This window comes from Methanosarcina subterranea (assembly GCF_055385895.1).
The window spans coordinates 4,543,353-4,562,840 of sequence record NZ_AP042426.1 but is presented as its reverse complement, the minus strand read 5'-3'; the positions used below and the strand labels follow the sequence as shown (position 1 = coordinate 4,562,840).

Annotated in this window: 16 protein-coding genes and 2 pseudogenes; 12 read left to right on the top strand and 6 right to left on the bottom strand. The window is 39.5% G+C overall.

The annotated features are described in order from the left end of the window. Window positions 1-52: 52 nt before the first annotated feature. The 9 genes and pseudogenes from ACZ5A8_RS19895 (at window position 53) to ACZ5A8_RS19855 (ending at window position 7,981) form a co-directional block, all read left to right on the top strand. A complete protein-coding gene (locus ACZ5A8_RS19895; RefSeq protein ID WP_464531100.1) occupies window positions 53-706 on the top strand; it encodes an HAD family hydrolase in 654 nt (217 codons plus the stop codon). Window positions 707-1,064: 358 nt separating this feature from the next. Further along, window positions 1,065-2,144, top strand: coding sequence for an RNA-guided endonuclease InsQ/TnpB family protein (locus ACZ5A8_RS19890; protein WP_464531099.1), 1,080 nt, complete (start codon window positions 1,065-1,067; stop codon window positions 2,142-2,144). An 824-nt stretch (window positions 2,145-2,968) separates the two neighbouring features. Further along, window positions 2,969-3,892: a PstS family phosphate ABC transporter substrate-binding protein gene (locus ACZ5A8_RS19885; protein ID WP_464531097.1), complete on the top strand. Its 924-nt coding sequence runs from the start codon at window positions 2,969-2,971 to the stop codon at window positions 3,890-3,892. A 47-nt stretch (window positions 3,893-3,939) separates the two neighbouring features. Then, on the top strand, window positions 3,940-4,830 hold the full coding sequence (gene pstC / locus ACZ5A8_RS19880) for a phosphate ABC transporter permease subunit PstC (RefSeq protein ID WP_464531096.1): 891 nt from the start codon (window positions 3,940-3,942) through the stop codon (window positions 4,828-4,830). 50 nt (window positions 4,831-4,880) lie between these two features. Then, window positions 4,881-5,757, top strand: a pseudogene (pstA, locus tag ACZ5A8_RS19875) (phosphate ABC transporter permease PstA). Window positions 5,758-5,807: 50 nt separating this feature from the next. After that, window positions 5,808-6,584 carry a phosphate ABC transporter ATP-binding protein PstB gene (pstB, locus tag ACZ5A8_RS19870; protein ID WP_464531095.1) on the top strand — a complete coding sequence of 259 codons (777 nt, stop codon included), beginning with the start codon at window positions 5,808-5,810 and terminating at the stop codon, window positions 6,582-6,584. 5 nt (window positions 6,585-6,589) lie between these two features. After that, window positions 6,590-7,240, top strand: a complete 651-nt coding sequence (gene phoU / locus ACZ5A8_RS19865; RefSeq protein ID WP_464531093.1) for a phosphate signaling complex protein PhoU — start codon at window positions 6,590-6,592, stop codon at window positions 7,238-7,240. Between the two features lie 51 nt (window positions 7,241-7,291). Next, window positions 7,292-7,455: pseudogene (locus ACZ5A8_RS19860) on the top strand (IS630 family transposase); the annotation flags it as partial. A gap of 313 nt (window positions 7,456-7,768) precedes the next feature. Continuing rightward, on the top strand, window positions 7,769-7,981 hold the full coding sequence (locus tag ACZ5A8_RS19855) for a hypothetical protein (RefSeq protein WP_464531092.1): 213 nt from the start codon (window positions 7,769-7,771) through the stop codon (window positions 7,979-7,981). Window positions 7,982-8,310: 329 nt separating this feature from the next. On the opposite strand, the gene ACZ5A8_RS19850 is transcribed toward ACZ5A8_RS19855, so the two are convergent. Both ACZ5A8_RS19850 and ACZ5A8_RS19845 read right to left on the bottom strand, forming a co-directional pair. After that, a complete protein-coding gene (locus tag ACZ5A8_RS19850; RefSeq protein WP_464531091.1) occupies window positions 8,311-8,517 on the bottom strand; it encodes a hypothetical protein in 207 nt (68 codons plus the stop codon). Window positions 8,518-8,557: 40 nt separating this feature from the next. Further along, the gene (locus ACZ5A8_RS19845) at window positions 8,558-9,058 is read right to left on the bottom strand and encodes a phosphate-starvation-inducible PsiE family protein (protein WP_464531089.1); all 501 of its coding nucleotides are present in this window, start codon (window positions 9,056-9,058) and stop codon (window positions 8,558-8,560) included. A 611-nt stretch (window positions 9,059-9,669) separates the two neighbouring features. Here ACZ5A8_RS19845 and ACZ5A8_RS19840 point away from each other — a divergent pair. Together ACZ5A8_RS19840 and ACZ5A8_RS19835 are read left to right on the top strand one after the other, a co-directional pair. Beyond that, the gene (locus ACZ5A8_RS19840) at window positions 9,670-11,451 is read left to right on the top strand and encodes an alkaline phosphatase (protein WP_464531088.1); all 1,782 of its coding nucleotides are present in this window, start codon (window positions 9,670-9,672) and stop codon (window positions 11,449-11,451) included. Window positions 11,452-12,879: 1,428 nt separating this feature from the next. Further along, entirely contained in the window at window positions 12,880-13,332 is a 453-nt protein-coding gene (locus ACZ5A8_RS19835) for an arsenate reductase ArsC (protein ID WP_464531087.1), read from the top strand. 807 nt (window positions 13,333-14,139) lie between these two features. On the opposite strand, the gene ACZ5A8_RS19830 is transcribed toward ACZ5A8_RS19835, so the two are convergent. The 3 genes from ACZ5A8_RS19830 to ACZ5A8_RS19820 all read right to left on the bottom strand — a co-directional run bounded on the left by ACZ5A8_RS19830 (window position 14,140) and on the right by ACZ5A8_RS19820 (window position 16,287). Then, window positions 14,140-14,703, bottom strand: a complete 564-nt coding sequence (locus tag ACZ5A8_RS19830) for a phosphotransferase (RefSeq protein ID WP_464534221.1) — start codon at window positions 14,701-14,703, stop codon at window positions 14,140-14,142. Then, the gene (locus ACZ5A8_RS19825) at window positions 14,688-14,882 is read right to left on the bottom strand and encodes a hypothetical protein (RefSeq protein WP_464531085.1); all 195 of its coding nucleotides are present in this window, start codon (window positions 14,880-14,882) and stop codon (window positions 14,688-14,690) included. Before ACZ5A8_RS19825 ends, ACZ5A8_RS19830 begins: the two co-directional genes overlap by 16 nt. A gap of 400 nt (window positions 14,883-15,282) precedes the next feature. After that, complete coding sequence (locus ACZ5A8_RS19820) at window positions 15,283-16,287, bottom strand: PhoU domain-containing protein (RefSeq protein ID WP_464534219.1); 1,005 nt, start codon at window positions 16,285-16,287, stop codon at window positions 15,283-15,285. Between the two features lie 985 nt (window positions 16,288-17,272). Here ACZ5A8_RS19820 and ACZ5A8_RS19815 point away from each other — a divergent pair. After that, window positions 17,273-17,965: a metallophosphoesterase family protein gene (locus ACZ5A8_RS19815; RefSeq protein ID WP_464531084.1), complete on the top strand. Its 693-nt coding sequence runs from the start codon at window positions 17,273-17,275 to the stop codon at window positions 17,963-17,965. A 135-nt stretch (window positions 17,966-18,100) separates the two neighbouring features. Here the strand turns inward: ACZ5A8_RS19815 and mtaB are convergent, their stop codons facing one another. After that, the gene (mtaB, locus tag ACZ5A8_RS19810) at window positions 18,101-19,486 is read right to left on the bottom strand and encodes a methanol--corrinoid protein co-methyltransferase MtaB (protein WP_464531083.1); all 1,386 of its coding nucleotides are present in this window, start codon (window positions 19,484-19,486) and stop codon (window positions 18,101-18,103) included. Window positions 19,487-19,488: the final 2 nt, after the last annotated feature.

Here is a 19,488-nt window from a genome sequence, read left to right as displayed (position 1 = left end):
CTTATACATAAATAAAAATCTATGTAATTAATAGCTAAATAGGAGACTTCCCATGCTCCAAAATGGAAACATTAAAGGTTTAATCTTTGACTGTTATAAAACTCTCATTGATATTAAAACTGATGAGGGAAGCTGGGAAACAAATGAAAAGGTCAGCAAATGGTTACTCTATCAGGGAGTAAGGATCGAACCTGGTAGGCTAAGAGAAGAATATAAGTGGAAAGTAATAAGCAGACTGGGCAATTCGGGTCAGAAGTACCCTGATATCCGTATAGAAGAAATTTTTGCCGAGATCTGTGCAGAAAATGCTTTCAGGAAAATCGATCCATTCTGGCTTGGCATTGAAACCGCAAAGGTTTTTAGAACTGCATCTTTAAAGAAACTTGAGGCTTACCCTCAGAGCCTTCGCCTGCTTGAGAAATACAGAAATATTCCTAAGTGCATTGTTTCGAATGCCCAGAGAGTTTTTACTGAACAGGAACTCCGCTTCCTGGGCTTATATGATCGCTTCAATTTTGTTATAATGTCTTCAGACCACAGAATCAAAAAACCTGATACAAGGCTTTTCAAAATGGCTCTCGATGGTCTTGGACTTGAACCCTGGGAAGTGCTATCAATTGGAGACACCCCAGAAAATGATATATATGCCCCTCAAAGCCTTGGGATGAATGCAATGCATATCCGTGATGCTTGGAGATGTGTATAATCTTACTGCAGAGCTGATTTTTTTAAAATCTGAATGCCATAGGACTTACAAACCTGAAATATGAATAATAAATATCGACCTTGGAGCAGTAAACTGAATGATACTGACTTATAAAGTCAAACATAATAGAAACTTTTCAGAGGAGTTAAAAAAGGCACAAAAGGTTGCTGAGTTCTGTATTAAATCTCGGACTCAAAAACCTAGCTTTAATCCGCCTCCTGCACAAAAAACTGTTCCCTCTTATCCTCATTTCTCCATTTCTTCTCCTTTGTCTTCGCTATCACCCTCGTTTTCTACCTCTTTTGAGACCTTTCATGAATTCTCAACTGCTTACTCTGTTCCTCCTATTCGCGATTCTTTGCCCACAAATGATTCTTCTCATGCTTCTGGATCTCTTTCTCCTGAAGATGTCAAGCATATAGGTTTGAAATCAATTATTTCTAGTCAGATTCTCAAGAAATATTCTCAGAACCAGAACCTCAGATCCGCAAAAAGTATGAAATTAATCATACCTTCGAGAGCAATAATTGTCAATAGGGATGAAAGAACCCTTTTCATTTCCTGCTTGAAACTCCTGTTGAATTATAAGTTTTCTAACAACTTTAAAAAGGTCTCCCAGATTGAAATCGACAACATCTATGCTTACGTAGCGGTTGTCTTTCCAGACGAAGAGCCAGAAAGCACCGGACGCTATATAGGTGTCGATCGAAATACCAGGGGGCATATAGCAGTTGTAGCTGACCCAAATTCCGGTAAAATTTGGAAGTTGGGAAAAATGCGCTACCACACACATAAAAAATACGAGAATATAAAAAACCGGCTCAAGAATAGAGGCAAAAACAAACAACTAGAAGCTGTCAAACAAAGAGAAAAGAATATTGTAAAAGACTTGAACCATAAAATAAGCCGAAAGATTGTAGACATTGCTCTGTATAACGGATGTGGGATTAAACTCGAAAATCTAAAAGGAATTCGGAAACTCAATAGTAAGACCAATGGCTCAGGAAAATGTAAGCCAAATAAAAACAAAGACAAAAAACTTACTTGTTCAAATGAATACTCTTTGAACAACTGGTCTTTTCACCAGCTCCAGCAGTTTATCGAATATAAGGCCAGGTTGCGGGGAGTAGAGGTAGTCTATATTGATCCCTATGCGACAAGCAAGAAGTGCAGTCGCTGCGGACATACAGGCAACCGACACAGCAAGCGATTTGAGTGCCCAGATTGCGGGCACGTTGACCATGCCGATGCCAATGCTGCCTTTAACATAGCGTTGACGCCAAAAGACAGTGGTCAATTCTCTGTAGAAAGAGATGCAGGGAAAGGGTGCACTGATACCCCTCAAAAGATCCTGGCTCGTACTATCTTCAGTAAACGTGCAGTCAGAGAAAAAACTTCTCCACAGTTTGCATGGGAAGTATGTCAGTTTTTAACTTAAGACCTTACCTCTTGTAAATTGAAGCTTGCGAACCTCTTGAGCCTGTAAGGTTTCAAGTTGAAGAAATAAGCATATTAACCGAGATTCGAGAATTTCTTTTTCTTTCAGCGGAGATTCGCCTTCAAAGTTTTTAGGATATAGCAAAATTTCAACAATAGGTAGCTACTTAGTTAGAAGAAGAAAAAAGCCCGGTTTTCACCCGTTACTTATAAGAAGGGTACTATTTCAGGGCAGAGAATTCTAGATGGGTTTGTGGTGTGGTGAGGGCGTTAATGGGTTAAATTCTTCTTGCATAAAGGGATGGTTTTTTCTTGTATTTGTATATTGTCCAAATATCTATATATTTCCGTCATAGTACTGTGTACATCTAAATACTCAATCTATTTTATCGTAATATGAATTAAAGAAGTTTAAGGACAAATAATAAAGTTATATTGAAGTTAATCTTAGAGTAAGGATTTCATAAGCTGATCCAAAAAAGTCAAAAACTATTTCTTTAGATCTCGATTTATAACTAATCAATCGAGTTACTGGTCAGAAAAGCAGTTGTGAGACTCTTGTGGATATGAGAACATAAATGGGTTTGGGATAGTCTAATATTAAAGAATATTATAATGATCTTTTCATACTGCAACTAATCGTTATATTCTTTACACAGTAACTATATATTATACGGTTTGACTATATATGCCTATACTCATATGTGGTTCCAAATAGATTATGTTGATAATCTTTATATACGCTTTTTTTAATTGTGTATTGTACTGTATCAGTTAGGATGTAGATCATTGATTAGTTGCATTTTTTAAAGGAGTATGTGTGACATGGTAAATAATTTCAAAACATACGCGGTCCTCACGCTACTGGTGCTTGGACTTGTATTTCTGGGAATTGGATGTACTGGAAATGAAAATAGTGAAGGTTCTTCCCAGGTTGAGGAAACCTCCTCCGATGGAGCTCCTGCAGCCGAAGCCCCTGTAGCCGAATCGCAGAGTATTACTCTGAAAGGTTCAGATACGGTTCTCCCCCTTGCTCAGGCTGAAGCTGAAGAATTTATGCTTGAAAATTCTGATAAAAGTGTAACCGTTACCGGTGGCGAATCAGGTGTTGGGATTACAGCTCTCATTGACGGTGAGGTGGATATTGCTACGGCATCCAGAGAAATGAAAGCTGAAGAAATAGAAGCTGCTCAAGCTAACGGCATCAATCCGGTGGAGACTACTATTGCTTATGACGGCATTTCAGTTGTTGTAAACCCCGAAAACTCTGTTTCTGAACTTACATTTGATCAGCTGCGCGGCATCTATAACGGAAGCATCAGCAACTGGAAGGATGTTGGCGGTAAGGATTTAGAAATTGTAGTAATTTCCAGGGACAGCAGTTCCGGGACTTATGAATACTTCAAGGAAGAAGTTTTACAGGGGGACGAATATCGGCCTGATGCACTTACACAACCTGCAACGGGCGGAATTGTGGGGGAGGTTTCTCAAAATCCCAATGCAATCGGTTACATAGGTGTTGCATATCTTGATGAGAGTGTAAAAGCCTTAAGTCTGGATGCCGGAAACGGCTCTGAAGCTCCAAGCTCTGAAAACATTCTCAGCGGTGCATACCCGCTTTCGAGATCTCTCTACTTCTACACCAACGGGGAACCCGCAGGTCTCACAAAGGAATTCATAGACTTTGTACTCAGCGAAACAGGACAGAGTCTGGTCACTGAAGTCGGATACTTCCCGGTAGATCAGTAATAAAGGTAAATCAGTAGTGGCGGTAAAAGTTATTTCAAGGTAAAAACATGTTTAACAGGAACTATAAGGAAAAAACAATCGAATCGGTGCTTTTCTCAGTAAGCGCCCTTACGGTTGTCATCCTTTTCCTTATATGCCTATTTTTATTCAGGGATAGTTTACTTCTCTTTAAAGACACGTCCCTTCTGGACTTTCTCACAGGGAAATTCTGGTACCCAACATCCGTGAACAGACAGTTCGGGCTATTGCCTCTGTTTTTCGGTTCTCTTATTGTTACTGCCGGAGCAATTCTTTTTGCAGTACCTCTGGGGATTGCTTCTGCTATTTATATTTCTGAAATTGCACACCCGAAGGTTGCAGATGCCCTGAAACCCTTTATCGAGATCCTGGCAGGGATTCCCTCTGTTGTATTCGGGTTTTTCGGGCTTGTTATTCTGGTTCCGGTTGTGCAGAATACCTTTAACCTGCCTACCGGACAAACTGCTCTTACAGGTTCCATTATGCTTGGAATTATGGCGCTTCCCACGATAATTACGATTTCCGAGGATGCCATAAGTGCGGTTTCCAGCACTATCAAGCAGGGTTCACTTGCTCTGGGCGCCACAAGATGGCAAACTATATACAAGGTCATAGTCCCTGCAGCCCTTTCCGGAATTTCGGCCGCCGTAATGCTCGGCATAGGAAGGGCTATAGGGGAGACAATGACTCTCATGATGGTAACCGGAAATACTGCAGTAATTCCTTCTTTTCCCGGAGGCATTCTGGATCCTGTAAGGACAATGACTGCCACAATCGCACTTGAAATGGGAGAGGTCCCTCAGGGAAGTGCTCATTTTCATGCCCTCTTTGCAGTCGGAACCGTTCTTTTCATCATAACTTTTCTGATTAACCTGATTGCGGATATGATCAAAAAACGATACAGATTTAAGGTGGACTGAGCGTGGAACTAAGTTCAAAAGTAAATGAAAATGATCATAAATCTATTTGGATGCAGGGTGGACTTAGCATAGGATTGAGTGCAAAAACAGCTGAAAAAGTCGCCTTTGCACTGCTCACCCTTTCAGCAATGACTGTAGCCGGGTTTGTGGTCGTTATCCTCGCTTACATTATTTATAATGGGTACAGTGCAATTAGCGTTAAGTTTCTTACTGAAATGCCCCGTATGAGGATGACTCAGGGGAGGGATTTATCTGGCAATTGTAGGTACTGTTTTCCTCATCATAGGGTCAATGGGTGTAGCTCTTCCTACCGGGATTATGGCTGCCATCTATCTTAACGAGTACGCAGGAGAAACCCGCACCACCTGGCTTATAGAAATGGCAATCAATAACCTTGCAGGAACTCCTTCTGTAGTGTTCGGGCTTTTTGGGCTGGCTCTATTTGTTAAGTACTTTGGTTTTGGTTCTTCTTTACTGTCGGCTTGCCTCACCCTTTCCCTTCTAATTATCCCGGTAATTATCCGTTCTACCCAGGAAGCACTGATCGCAGTTCCAAATGAATATCGAGATTCTTCACTTGCACTTGGGATCAGCAAATGGCAGACTATAAGGCATGTGGTACTGCCTTCGGCTATCCTCGGAATTGTTACAGGTTCTATTCTGAGTATCGGAAGAGTTGCAGGTGAAACCGCTCCTATCCTTCTAACAGGTGCGGCCTACTTCCTGCCAAGACTACCTGACTCGATTTATTCTGAATTTATGGCTCTCCCTTACCACCTCTTCGTGCTGGCTACTTCTGGGACAAACATCACTCAAACCCGACATCTTCAGTATGGGACAGCTCTTGTTCTTTTGATGATTGTGCTGGGATTAAACATCATCGCGGTTTTGATCCGCAGGCATTACAGGCAAAAATTGAAAATCTGACTGACTTTTTACTAATCTTTCAATGCTTATGTGATAATTGAGGTCCATAAATGACTGAAATTGTTCAAAACGTAACTCAGCCTCATATAATAGTAGAAAATCTAAATCTGTGGTATGGGGAAAAACAGGCTCTTAATAATATCTCAATGCATATCCCCAAAAACAGCGTAACTGCTCTTATAGGTCCCTCTGGCTGCGGTAAATCCACCTTCATCCGGTGTTTAAACAGGATGAATGATCTTGTAAAAAACTGCAGGGTCGAAGGTAAAGTTTCAATTGAAGGTAAGAATCTCTACGGAAAAGACGTAGATGTAGTTAACCTTCGAAGACATGTGGGAATGGTTTTCCAGAAGCCAAATCCTTTCCCTATGTCCATTTATGATAATATTGCCTACGGACCGCGTCTCCATGGTGTGAGTAAAAAGGATATGGATGGGGTTGTTGAGGGTGCCCTTCGTTCGGCTGCTATCTGGAATGAAGTCTCAGATCGGCTCGAGTCTTCTGCTCTTTCCCTGAGCGGTGGGCAGCAGCAGAGACTTTGCATTGCCAGGACTCTGGCAGTAAAACCCGAAATCATTCTTTTTGATGAGCCCTGTAGCGCTCTTGACCCGATTTCCACTTCAAGGATTGAAGATCTTATCATGAACCTTAAAAATGACTATACAATAGTAATTGTAACTCATAATATGCAGCAGGCAGCAAGGATTTCGGACTATACGGGATTTTTCCTTATGGGAAAACTGATTGAGTTCGGTCAGACAAGGCAGATTTTTCAAAATCCCAGGGAAAAAAGTACTGAGGGTTACATTACTGGCAGGTTTGGGTGATTAAAATGGTTCAAGAACGATACCTTCAGCAACTGGGCCTTCTCAAAGGGTCCGTACTTTCTCTAGGGGAAATGTCTGAACTGATATTCAAAGACTCAATGGAAGCAGTTATAGACCTCAATGTTGTGCTTGCCAATAAGACTCTTGCCCTTGAACCTGGAGTGGACAAGCTTGAGGAGGGAATTGAGGCTTCAATTTTTGATCTTCTTGCGCTTCAGCAGCCTATGGCAAGTGATCTTCGGCTTGTCGTGTCTGCACTTAAGATTGAAGCAGATCTTAAAAGAATCGTAGGACTCTCAATCAATATTGCCAAAATACCCGGAAAGATTGAAGGTGGCCATATAAAGCCACTTATAGATACAAAAAGAATGGCTGATATTGCAGCATATATGATTGAAAACTCTATGAAAGCCTTCTTGACTCAGGATGCAGAACTTGCAAGAGCGACAGCAGCCCGAGATGATGAGGTCGACAAGCTCTTTTACGCAGTCTGGGTTGAGCTGATAGAAATGATGGCAAAAGATACAAACATTATTTCCAGAGCCACATATTTGCTTTTCCTGATTCGTTATATTGAGAGGATTGCAGATCATTGCTGTAATATCTGTGAAAGCGTTGTTTACCTTACAACGGCTGAGCATGTCAAACTTAACTAAACAGATTTTTTGATCACCTAGTGTCTCAGCAATTTAATTATTTTTAACATATTAATTACGGACAATCTCATATCCATGAAGAAAAGTCATTCTATGAAACATTCAATGAATATGAGGCAAAGTAGATTCTTAACAAGATAGAATTTCATCATGTGCGAAAACACTCAAGTTGGCTTAATGCCGTGCAAATAGAGATCAATATGATGGATCTCGAATACGATTAACCTTGATTTATTTCAGAGGAGTACCAGCTCGAAGGAAATGCAGGCAGTTTTGGAACAAGCTTATCACTAACTTATTTTTCTTTATGAATTTGTTTGAGAATTCGAAAATCTAAACAAGAACAGGACTTCTAGAGAGCTAACGTTTGAATCCAAGTTGCACATGATTATTTATAAATACATTTTCTATATATTTTATAGCGAAAAGCTATAAATAGCTGGCAGATAACTATAGTGTGTCGAAGAGAACAAACAGAAATAGAAATAATAACAAACTAAATACAGACTTTAAAAGAGGTGATAAAAAATGGAACAACTGAGAAGTTTGATTATTGAAAACGTAGCAATGTTTAATGCAGCCTTTCCCAATAGGTTCTGCCATAGCCCAGATGTCATTTCCGCGATCTCACATGACTACCAGTTCACTTACTGCCAGGTCGAAAATGAAATCGAGAAGATGGTCCACGAAGGAGTTCTTGATGCAGAACTTTCTGATTGGGATGGAATAAAGATCTTATAAGAATATTGCTGTTCAGCAAAAAAATAAACTGGAAATCACGAAACACTGCATAACGACATAAAGAATTAAATTGATACATCAAAAATTATTCAGAAATGCTGAATTTGACTGAGTGTTTAAGAATATAACCGAATGTTCAGTCCTTTGATTAAGTATCGGCCACTGAGCCGAGTGTTTAAACAGGATAAAGAGATACATTGCGAGAGTTTCATCTGAAATTTCGCCAGTAACCAACTTCTTTTTCCCTTAAAATCTTTTAATCCTGCAATTTCAAAAAATAAGTATTTTTCATAGATGTCCTTTTTTCTGATTATGTCTTTTGCTATCTTTCACAAGAACATAATACCCCCTGATACGTTCCAAATTTTAGATGAATTAACCCTAATTATCTGGCATTGAAACTTTGAAATCTCTTTTTTATTTGCCGCATTAAACATAATTTCCATATTTCTCTTCTTAAATGGAATAATAAGCCTTAACAACAACGTTTCATCTTGAAAGAACGTATTTTGTGGGATTTGTTCTTCCACTTTCATGGAGTTTGGTTAAAGCCAGCAGTTCTGGGATTATAAAAGGTTAATTATTGTCATGAACAGGACTGCAATAATCAAATATGGTTTTCAAGCCTGCTTTTGAAGGTTGCCCTTCTCCCTGATCAAAAATATAAGATGCTTGGGTTTTTGCTGGAGAATATTTAACAGCAAGTACTCTCATTATACCCAGTACGAGCAGTAAAGTCGCCAAACTTAAAACAAATTCATATTCAAACTCTTGGGAATAAAGGCCCACAGCGATCTCACGCAGGACTATTAAAATTGTAGCATCCGTTATATCCGTAAGCTTGATTCTGTCATGTTCGTGATAATCAACAAAAGCTTTGAAAAGGTCAATAACAATAAAGACCGTTAACACACTTGTTACCATGTGGTTGAAGCCGCTTTCAAGGGACTCAAAAATAATAAAGCGAATGTCGAGTAAGGTTTTTGCCATTCCTACAATTAACGCCAGCAGCAATATATAAAGAAAGATTGTACTAATTGTATCTGTGGCTTTTTTGAATAACTTTATGCTATCCATCTCTTCCTCCTAATATCGACTGCTCTATCTCTATTTTTTCAAAGCATATATAGTTTTTCGTATTAGTCTATATAGTATAACTCTAAGTACTGTATTTTATGTATAAATAACTTAATTCTTTGTTATTTGCTCAATGTGAAATTTGTTCTTACTGTTGTACAATTGCTACTTCAATAATTTATGAAATTATACTGTTCGGCAACATACCGAAAAAAATCTGAAACATAAATGATTCTTTATCCATTATCTTTTATTATAAAGCTTATCCCAAAACTCAAAATCGCCTCTCTAAATCCTGTTTTTCGGAATAATGAATTGAGTTTCTGATCATGAAAAACAGTTCTGAAAACTCTTACTCATTGAAAATGGATCAGTTTTGAGATCCGCTATATAAGTGAAATATATACGGTAAATATTTTGGCAAACTGCTGGTACCAAAAATAGTGTTATATAGTCATACTTTTTACATATTAAATATGCAGTGATACATATTTTATATGTGAAAAATTCATATAGTCTGGCTACCTCTTCAAAATTGAGATTAAAAATTGGAGTATGGTTTGATATTGGGCCTGCTCTTCAAAATCTGTTCTCAATTTGAGGTAGTTTTCATGGATACTAAAGAAACAAACGTTCTACTAACCCTCGTCGTAGGGCTTCTGCTGCTGGGAAATATTGGTTCTGCAGTAGCTGTGGAAGTTGATTTGAGTAATGAAGATTACTCAGGTAATTATACTGATTTCACTGATTCCGTAAACTGCAAATCTTGTCCAGGGTCGGAAGCTAAAATTAAAAACGTGATTATTCTAGTCCCTGATGGATGTTCTCAGAGTGTCCAGACCCTTGCCCGATGGTACAGTGGAAATCCTCTGATGCTTGACGAAATGGTAGCTGGACTGGTCTCTACTTACAGCACAGACTCGGTTATTACCGATTCTTCATCAGCTGCAACTGCTTTTGCCACCGGATATAAGACAACTAACGGCTTTGTAAGTGTCGGGCCAAGTAATGCTTCTGTTTTAAGTATACTAGAAAGCCCTTCTGAAGACTTGCAATACAGCCCGCTTGCAACCGTGCTTGAAGGGTCAAAACTTGAAGGCAAGGCTACAGGGCTTGTAGCAACTTCCCGAGTTACCCATGCCACACCTGCGGCTTTTGCTTCTCATGTAGATAATAGGGATAATGAAAACGAGATTATGGAACAGATGGTCTATGAAGATATTGATGTAGTCTTTGGAGGAGGTTCCCGCCATCTCGTGCCTGAAGCCGAAGGTGGAAAAAGGACTGATGGAGAAAACCTGACAGAAGTGCTTCTTGATAGGGGCTACCAGTATGTTGACAGCAGAGATGAAATGTTGAATCTGTCCTCGGGAAAAACATGGGGACTTTTTGCTAGCAGTCACATGGCACCGGATATCGACCGTGCCGAACTTGCACCTGAAGAACCTTCTCTTGCAGAGATGACCGGAAAAGCCATTGAACTGCTTTCTCAGGACAAAGATGGCTTCTTCCTCATGGTAGAAGGGAGCCAGGTAGATTGGGCAAATCATGCTAATGACCCTGCTTATGCTGTCACGGATTTCCTGGCTTTTGACGAAGCTGTTAAGGTTGCAGTCGAATTTGCAGAAAAAGATAGACATACCCTTGTCCTGACTTTCCCTGACCACAATACCGGCGGGATGACCATTGGCAGTGATTCTGATGCCAATTATACTTCTACAACCGTAGAAGACGTCATTGATCCTCTCAAAGGTATGAAGCTCAGCTCTGCAGGTGTTGCGGAAAAAATAGGAACAGATGTCTCCTCCGAAAACATTAAATCCCAGCTAAAAACCTGGTGGGGGATTGATGCAACTGATGATGATGTAACTGAAATTCTTGAGCTGTATAACAATGGAGAAGGTCTCTCCCTCGACTATGCAATCAGCGAAGTAATCAGTCGAAATCATACCGTTATTGGATGGACCACTCATGGGCATTGTGGGGAAGACGTTCCTCTGTGGGCTTATGGCCCTGATTATCCTGCAGGCCACATAGACAATACCGAGATTGCGGGGTATATCGCTGAAGAACTCGGATTTGACCTTAACGAGACCAATTCGTGTCTATTTGTAGAAGTAGGTGAGGTTTTCTCTATAGACAATAGAGACGATCAGCTGGACGAAAAAGAGTATTTACTGGACATGGCAGACTCCTCAAATCCTGTTCTGAAGATCGGAAGTGCCGAATTACCGGTGAGCAAGAACATTCTAATTAAAGACGGCATAACCCATAAACTTAAAGGAACAGTTATCTATGCTCCAGTAACCAATAAGGTCTATATTCCCTCTGAAGTGCTTTCACTTGTTAATGGGACAAAAGTAAATAGAACTAAGGAGGCAAAAGCTGCCTAAAATTTGAGTTAATTAAAAGGGATTATTTCCTTTTCTTATTTTTGGTGCTCCCTCATTAATTAGTCTTCATTTTTAGAAAAAACGTAATTTAACAAATCTGTTAATGTCCATTTATTCTTAGCAATTCCACATTCTTTTTCAGGTATTTTCTTTTTCAAACCTCAATTTTTTTGTTAATTCTCTAGAACTCACGAAAAAGTTAAGTTGAGTGCAGTAAAGCCTCATTTGATTATACAATTATTTAACTTTTTTGAAAAAAATTTATTGTCTTTCTTAGGTTCTGGTGTTATCCGGTCTAAAGTTAAGATCCTATCTCTCAAGTAAACTCATCCAGATCTTACTTTAATCTATTTAACCAAAGATGACTCTGTTTTCAACTTTCTGGAGCTTCCTTACTTGTCTATTGTTGATTACTTGAGCATATCTCAGTTTTTTGTTAGCCACTACATATGACGCTGTCTCGTGCAGCGAAACGACCAGTTACCAACTGTAGCTGGTTGAACTTCTAGTATTTCCACAATGGCTTATATTGACATTTCCTTGATAGCCATTTTTAAGCTAAGTGGATAATGAATTCATCTTTGAGATGATTAAAGAAAAGGTGTTGGTTCGATCATTGAACATTTTGCAGTATTTATAGCAGATATATTTTTGAACGCTCTTGCTTTTGATTTGATATTTATCTTTTCCTATGATATTTTTCTAGGAATACTATAAAATTTACACTCTTGATTAGAACAGAAAACATTAGTGAATTCTTGTGAGTTGCGGCCCTAAGGTCTGTTTGAAAGTAGTGAAAAACTCTAAGTAATAACTATATCGGCTAAGCAATAACTGGACAGGAACTGTTGGATTACTCTTATATCTTTTATATGGAATTAATTTAAACTATAATATATAAAAGTTAGTAGTCCTAGCCCAAAAGAAAAGTAAACAGTAGAACTTAAGATTGATAAGTTTTCATATATTCTACCGCACAGGTTATTGCAGGCATACCAAAAAGTTTTCCATAATCTTGAAACCTCAAACAAAAAGCTTGTGAAATAATTAGGGAATGTGGTAAAGCCTTGTGGTAATTTTCAGATATGAACCTCTCAAGATCGTCTAAAACGCGTTGTGGAATCGTTGGAACCATTGATTGAAACATAGTTACACTATCCGAATTCATATGCATAACCAAACTTGTCGCTTTTTTACTTTTATATCATTGTGATTTACTACCAATATTAGTAAGAATCTAAATGAATACGATCATTTATATAGTTTCTGCATATATTCTATATATTAAAGTTTTAAACTAACTGGTAGTAGATGAACATGGTCATGATCGTGTGCATGAATGTTATCCTATCCAGTATAACGAGAAGGAAAAGAGTATCAAAACAAATACCATAATAGTTTATTAGAGCGTAATAAGATGGTAATAGCATGATATCACAAGAAAAGAAGAAGGTTCTCTTTCTATGCACCCACAACTCAGCCAGGTCCCAGATGGCCGAAGGGCTTTTGAGGACTATTTACGGAGATCGATACGAGGCTTACAGCGCCGGCGTCAAAGCCACAACTGTTAACCCTTACGCTGTTCTGGTCATGAAGGAAATAGGTATCGATATCTCCGGTCAGCACTCCAAAACTCCCCAGGAATTTCAGGATACCATTTTTGATATGGCGGTCACAGTTTGCGATCGGGCTAAAGTGTCATGTCCTATCTGCAGCACGAATCTAGAGCTTCTTACCGAATCTCCCAGAGCAAGAGAAGTAATTCACAAAAGTTTTGAGGACCCTGCTGCAGCTGTGGGACCAGAGGAAGAACAGGTCAAGATCTTTCGACGGGTCAGAGATGAGATAAAAGATTGGATCTTGCAGATATTCGGGGAATAACTCTACTTTCAAGATGATATAAATGACAACTTTAAAGATTTAGGATTAAACCTCTTTTATTTGATCTTTTTCTTTATAGGACTTATGCAGTTGAAATGATAAATAATATCAAACCGTTCGCTGTCCATAATATGAATTTAAAACTATAATGTATGTTACACTTGTTTTTGTACTTTAAGTATGTAAGTCCTTGGCCTTAAGGAAATGGATAATTCCATAGGTTCGATGGTAGCCTAAAAAACTCTAAGCCCCGAAGGCTTATAAAATCTCTTAACTCTCTGCTTTTGCAATGTTAACGAATTTTATGCACAACTCCGAATATCATTGTGGCGTTTTCCCAATATAATTCTTATATAGCATAAAAATAACACTTTTTGACGTTTTTGACCTTAGTTGAGTCCAAATGCTAAGGCTTTTTATTTTCCAAACTCTTCGGAAACAACTTGCTATTTAACCTGCTGCGACCGAATGCTTATGCATTTCTTGTTTAGCTTTATCGCAATAAATATATCAAAGGTGAAACGCATATGGAATTTCCAATGGAAATGAAGGGGTTTTGAATTCGATATGTGTTTACTATATATTTTTAGTGCTCTATAGGTTTTTTATAGTATAAATATATTAAATTATTCTAAAAAACCTTTCTATTGTGCTCTTCTTTTTGAACTCGTCCCAATCTATCTTTATTGATCTTCCTATTTCGGAATCGATGCACCAGTTTCGAGGTAGGCTCTGTGTGAAAAAATGGTGTGGAAAGTAGGTTTAATCTTGTAATGGCCGATGGAAAAAATATTGTTTTTCCAGACTTTAGATTTTCTCTATTGACTCTAAACACTTTATGGCTTCCCTTAGAAGATAGTTCTTGTAACCTGGATCCCATTTCAATACTGCAATTCTCAAAAGGTCGTAAGCCATGTAAAATGGAAGAATCCGGGTAATTTCAAGGAACTCCTTTTCATCCCTGCAGTAACAGTAGAGGAAGTGACGGATGTAGGGCTCTGATTCCCAGTCTGCTCCTTCCCGTGCAAAATAATGTTTAAGCTCGGCGCAAAGTATCCCGAGGTCGCAAACTGGATTCCCATGGTAGGAAGCAAGCTCAAAATCAAGGGCAAAAGGCTTCCCCTTATGGAATATATAGTTTACGGGAGTAGCATCGTTGTGAATCATACAGCCGTGTTTTTTGTCCAGAAGGGAACTGTGCCACCATTTCTCAAGTAAGATTTTATACTCTTTTTTTCTTCGATGGCTGATCTTAACGTGATTTAAAACATAATAAAACTTTGAAAATTCATTCTCCCTATCATAATATGTCTGGGTATTTTTGTGAAGCTTTCTGAGCATTAAAGCCACGAGTTTCAACTTTTCATCCAGCTTCTCCCTGTGCTTAAAATACCAGAAAAGGGACTTTCCAGGTACGTACTCGGTACCAGGACATATTTAAAATCTTTATTTATCGCGATAGGTTCTGGGACATCAATTATCTTTCGAGCTTTTTTAAGATATTCATATTCCTTTTTCATCAAACTGTATCTATCGTATTTTTCGATCATTCCCGTGGGTATCCCGAAAAATTTAGCTATAACACTGAATCTTTCCCCTTTGAATTCATATCTGCAGACCCTATGCGATGCATGACTTAATTTAAATACACGAACTTTATAGTCCTTGTTCTGAATCCTATCCCCAAGTACCTCGACAAGCCAGTTACTGAAAGTATCACCTGGCTTTACTGTCCGAACATATTCAAAAGATGCTACAAATCCCCCTCCCGTGATTCTTGATAAAACTTAAATCCCCATAGGACTATACGCGCTCAAACTGATAAATCGACAGCATTAAACCCCCAACTGTATAAGACATTAATTTAATGAACTAAATCATAACGATTATGCACTTCAAATAAACCTATATGAATTATTTTCCAATATAACAAGCTAATCCCAAAATTTATTAGATCTTCTTTACATTCATATTGATTGAAACTTCTGCGATATCGGCGCTGTATTCGGCTACTCTTCGCAGGCTTTCAAGAACCATGCTGAGTTCGGTACTGTCTTCGTTTTCAACATCCTTTGACTCTAGGGAAATTCCAAACTGGGAAACTTTTTTGGCCTCCACAACAATTTTGTTGATCGCCTGCAGGTCTTCTTCTGCCATTGAGTATATTGAGCTTTCAAAAACTTTTCGAGAGAGTTCAGCCATCTTGAAAATGGGGTCATCAGCACTGACTCCATTGTCCATTTTCAGAACGTTTCTAGCTATCTTGACCGCGTGATCCCCTACGCGCTCGATACTCTTTGTAATAATCCTGTATCCCAGGCAATCTCGTGGACTCCTCATCCCTATCTTTTCAGAGATTTCGATATCCTCGATTGCGGCTTTGAGCTGGCGGACAGCAAGAAGGTAGAAGCGATCTACATCGTCATCTCTCTGGATAACGTCTTCGGCGATTTCCAGATTGTGGTCCTTAAGGGCGGTCATGGAGTCCTCAAGCATGGAGAGGACAAGTCCATACGTATTTTTTATTACTCTGTCAAGAGGAAGATCATCGTAATTAAGCAAGCACTGGAAGACCAGTTCATTCCTTGACTCTTCCACAAGTTCAAGACCTATCAATTTCTGACGTACAGAATCCTTGATAAACTTGCGGTCATAAGCACTGAAGCCCTCTTTAGCAGTCAGCCTGATTGAGTCACAACCCACAAGATAATAAGAAATAAGAATTCTGAGGTTGTTTTCTGCACTATCCGAATGGACATAATCTATTGTTGCCCTGGAAACAGAAGATTCCTTTGAAACCGAACTGGAAGAAATAAGCATGGTTTTGTTAGGCATGGGTGTGAGAGTAAGTGTATCTCCTGCTGCAAGCCCTATATCCCGGACCCATTTTATGGGAAGGGATACAATATAAGTAGAATTTCCTGTAAACTGAACTTTTCTTTTATCCTTGATAATAAATAACTCCCCTGAAAATGTTCTAATTTATTTTGAGCTATATATATAGAAGTAATATATACATATATCTTGTAGATATAAAGCTAACGAATGATATAATCTTTGATAATCTAGTTTAAATATAGTGTATAGAATCAGTCATTGAATCATATAGAAACATATAGTTATGTTAAAATGTAGAGGTCTCTTAGATATTTCGAATCCGTAATTTAAATCTATTTCTAATATGAGTAACATGCATAATATTTAAAAATATTTGTTGTTGAAAACCACATTCAAGTTCGATAATTTCAATGGATGGGCAGCTGTTTGACTAATAAATTATTTTCAATCTGGATTACTCCACAGATATAGTTGGCAGCTCTTGATCCATAACTGCACATTATGTAAGTCCTGGAAAAAAAGAATTATTGTAATTGTGTATTCGAATGTGAATATGGCTCTTCGTTGTTTTGTGTGGATATTCTCATAAAAACCAACGCGGGCTGGAAGTGAAAATCATCTTATCCATAGGGAATGACGAAGAGCCGATAATATCTTATATATAGTGTACAAGAATTTAGAACAAAAAACATTGGCTTCAGGCATACTCTTTTCAGCTACGCTGCTGCCAACAAAATTTATTATAATTCATTTGGATTCTGGGTCGTGTCCTTGAGTCATTAGTCAATTCTAACTAATGAGTGTACACATCATGTTTGAGTAAATGTAGAGAGATTCTAATTCTTGCATTTTTCGATAACTCATCTCCATTACCTAATTTTTTAGTTTTTTGTTTCAAGGTGCTTTTTGCATATAAAAATATAGATTATTTACTAATCATTTATTTAATCATATTTATATAGACTAAATCGAATAACTATATACGTTGCTTAATCCATCTTGATTCTGAGAAAAGTCAAAATAGCAAATTAGCAGGACGGAGGAATTAGATATTATAAAAATGGCACATTTTTCAGATATTCATTTCTCAGAAGAATATTACATGCCTGAGATTGCAGATTCAATGATTGAAAAAATAAATCAGGATAACCCGGATATTGTTGTAATTACAGGCGACTTTACAGAAAACGGGCTTGCAGCCGAGTATAACGGAGCAAAAAATTTCATCGACAGGATCGAATGTAAAAACAAGGTAGTAGTTCCGGGAAACCATGACTCCAGAAACGCAGGTTACCTTTTCTTTGAGGACATTTTCAAGGCCAGATCTTCCTTTGAGCACTTTGGTGAGGTTACTGTGGTAGGGCTTGATTCTTCCCAGCCGGAACTTGAAGAGGGGCACATCGGAAGGGAAAACTACGGCTGGATAGAGAGTACTTTCTCAGTAGGCAGTTTCAAGGTTTTTGCCCTGCACCACCACCTTATCCCAATACCAAAGACTGGTAGAGGAAATAATGTGCTTGTAGATGCAGGAGACGTTCTGGAACTTCTGGACCGCTCAGGTGTGAACCTTGTGCTCTGCGGGCACTGGCACATCCCTTGGGTGTGGAGATTAAACGATATGTTTATCGTCAGTGCGGGAACTGTTTGCTCTTCCAAAATTCGTGGAAAGATCTCTCAATGTTACAACTTGATTGAGCTTGACATGCCTGAGTCTGAATGTACGCGCTGGCACCTGCGAATCACTAGAATTTTCTCATCTGGAGGAAAAGAACTAGCTGTTGACAATATAATCTAAAGGATTGAGTCTAACGTATGCTCATTAATTTGGTTTCAATAACTCACGTCCATTACCTATAATTCTAAACTAAAAAAGTGAGGATAAAAGTGCAGTACGTGAAGTTAACGAAAAAATAAAAAGAGAACCGAGGGCTCAGAGGCCGTAGTTCTCCGGAAGGAAGACTTTAACTTCACTCTTGTACTTTGTGAGGCTGTCGTCCATGAATTTGTCCATGTCGTCCGTAAGGGAGTCCAGGGATGCCTTTGCGTCTGCGAGGGCTTTGGTTTCGAACCTGGAGAGCTCGAGCTTGCCTGCAGCACCTTCGCTGACGATGTCGCAGCATGCGATTGCAGCGTTCTTTGCTCTGAGGTAGATGTTGTTCCCGTCTTTAACAATTGCCTGGCCGACCTTGTATGCGTTGTCGTATGCAAGCACGTAGGACTGGGGGTCTCTGTACCTGTCGGAGAGCATGAAAAGGTCCCTGAGAACTTTTTCGTTCTTGGTTTCAAGAGCTGTGTTCATGAGGGCACAGTCGTATGCGAGGGTCTCGGACCAGCACTGAACTGTGGTACCACCGAATTCACCGTGGTATTCGACAGACTCGTTGGACCAGCAGTCACAGCACTGCATAATGAGGTTGCCCATTACGTCAGAGTGAGCGCAGGTGGAAGTCTTACCTTCCTGAGTCATCGGCTTGCCTGTGATGGCTTTGATGATGATGTTTTCATAGCCGCAGTCCTTACCCGGGCCCATTGCGCCGCATTCGTATGCAACGAGGGACCTGGGGGCGGAGATTGCCCTTGCGAGGATTGCGAGGGTGTGGGCTAGGTTTTTGTCAAGCAGACCGCCTGCAATGAACATTGCTGTGTTTGCCTGGGCGCAGTCGGTGTCACCAGCTGCTACAGTGCCGGTCTTCTTTGCAATTGCTGCAATGTCGGACCAGATCATTTCCATGTCCATTGAACCGAGGCAGCCGATTGCGTAGAGCATACCGGGGATGTCGTTCCTGAGAACTGCGTGGTCGAATACTTCCTTACCACCCATGCTCTCTACGGAAAGCAGGTCTGCACCGGACTTTGCACACTGCTCGAAGGCTTCGAGGAAGACGGAATACTTGTCGCCTCTGAGCTGGAGGAAGTCTCTGTTCTCACGGATGTCACCGATTGTGTGGCGGAGTGCGCACTTTATGCCGTATTCATCGTGGTATTCTTCCATGATGGTTTTCTGGGCGTGTGCAACTTCTGCTCCCCAGGAGGGGTTGTTGGACATCTGCTGAACGTGTTCTGTTTCAAGGATAACTGCCGGGAAACCGACCTGGACCATTCTTGACATAATGTCGGTTGTGATCCTCTCGTATTCCTTTACGAGTTTTTCCTTGGATGCACCTGCTTCAGGTCTCGGGGCATAGTTAACTTCAGGAATTGTGTAGCCAGCACCGATCTCAAGGCCAAGGCCTGCTTTTACGGGGTGCTTGGATACGCCGAAGCTCATTTCGTCTGCGCTTGCATATGCCATCTTAGTGAATCTTGTTGCTGCCATTT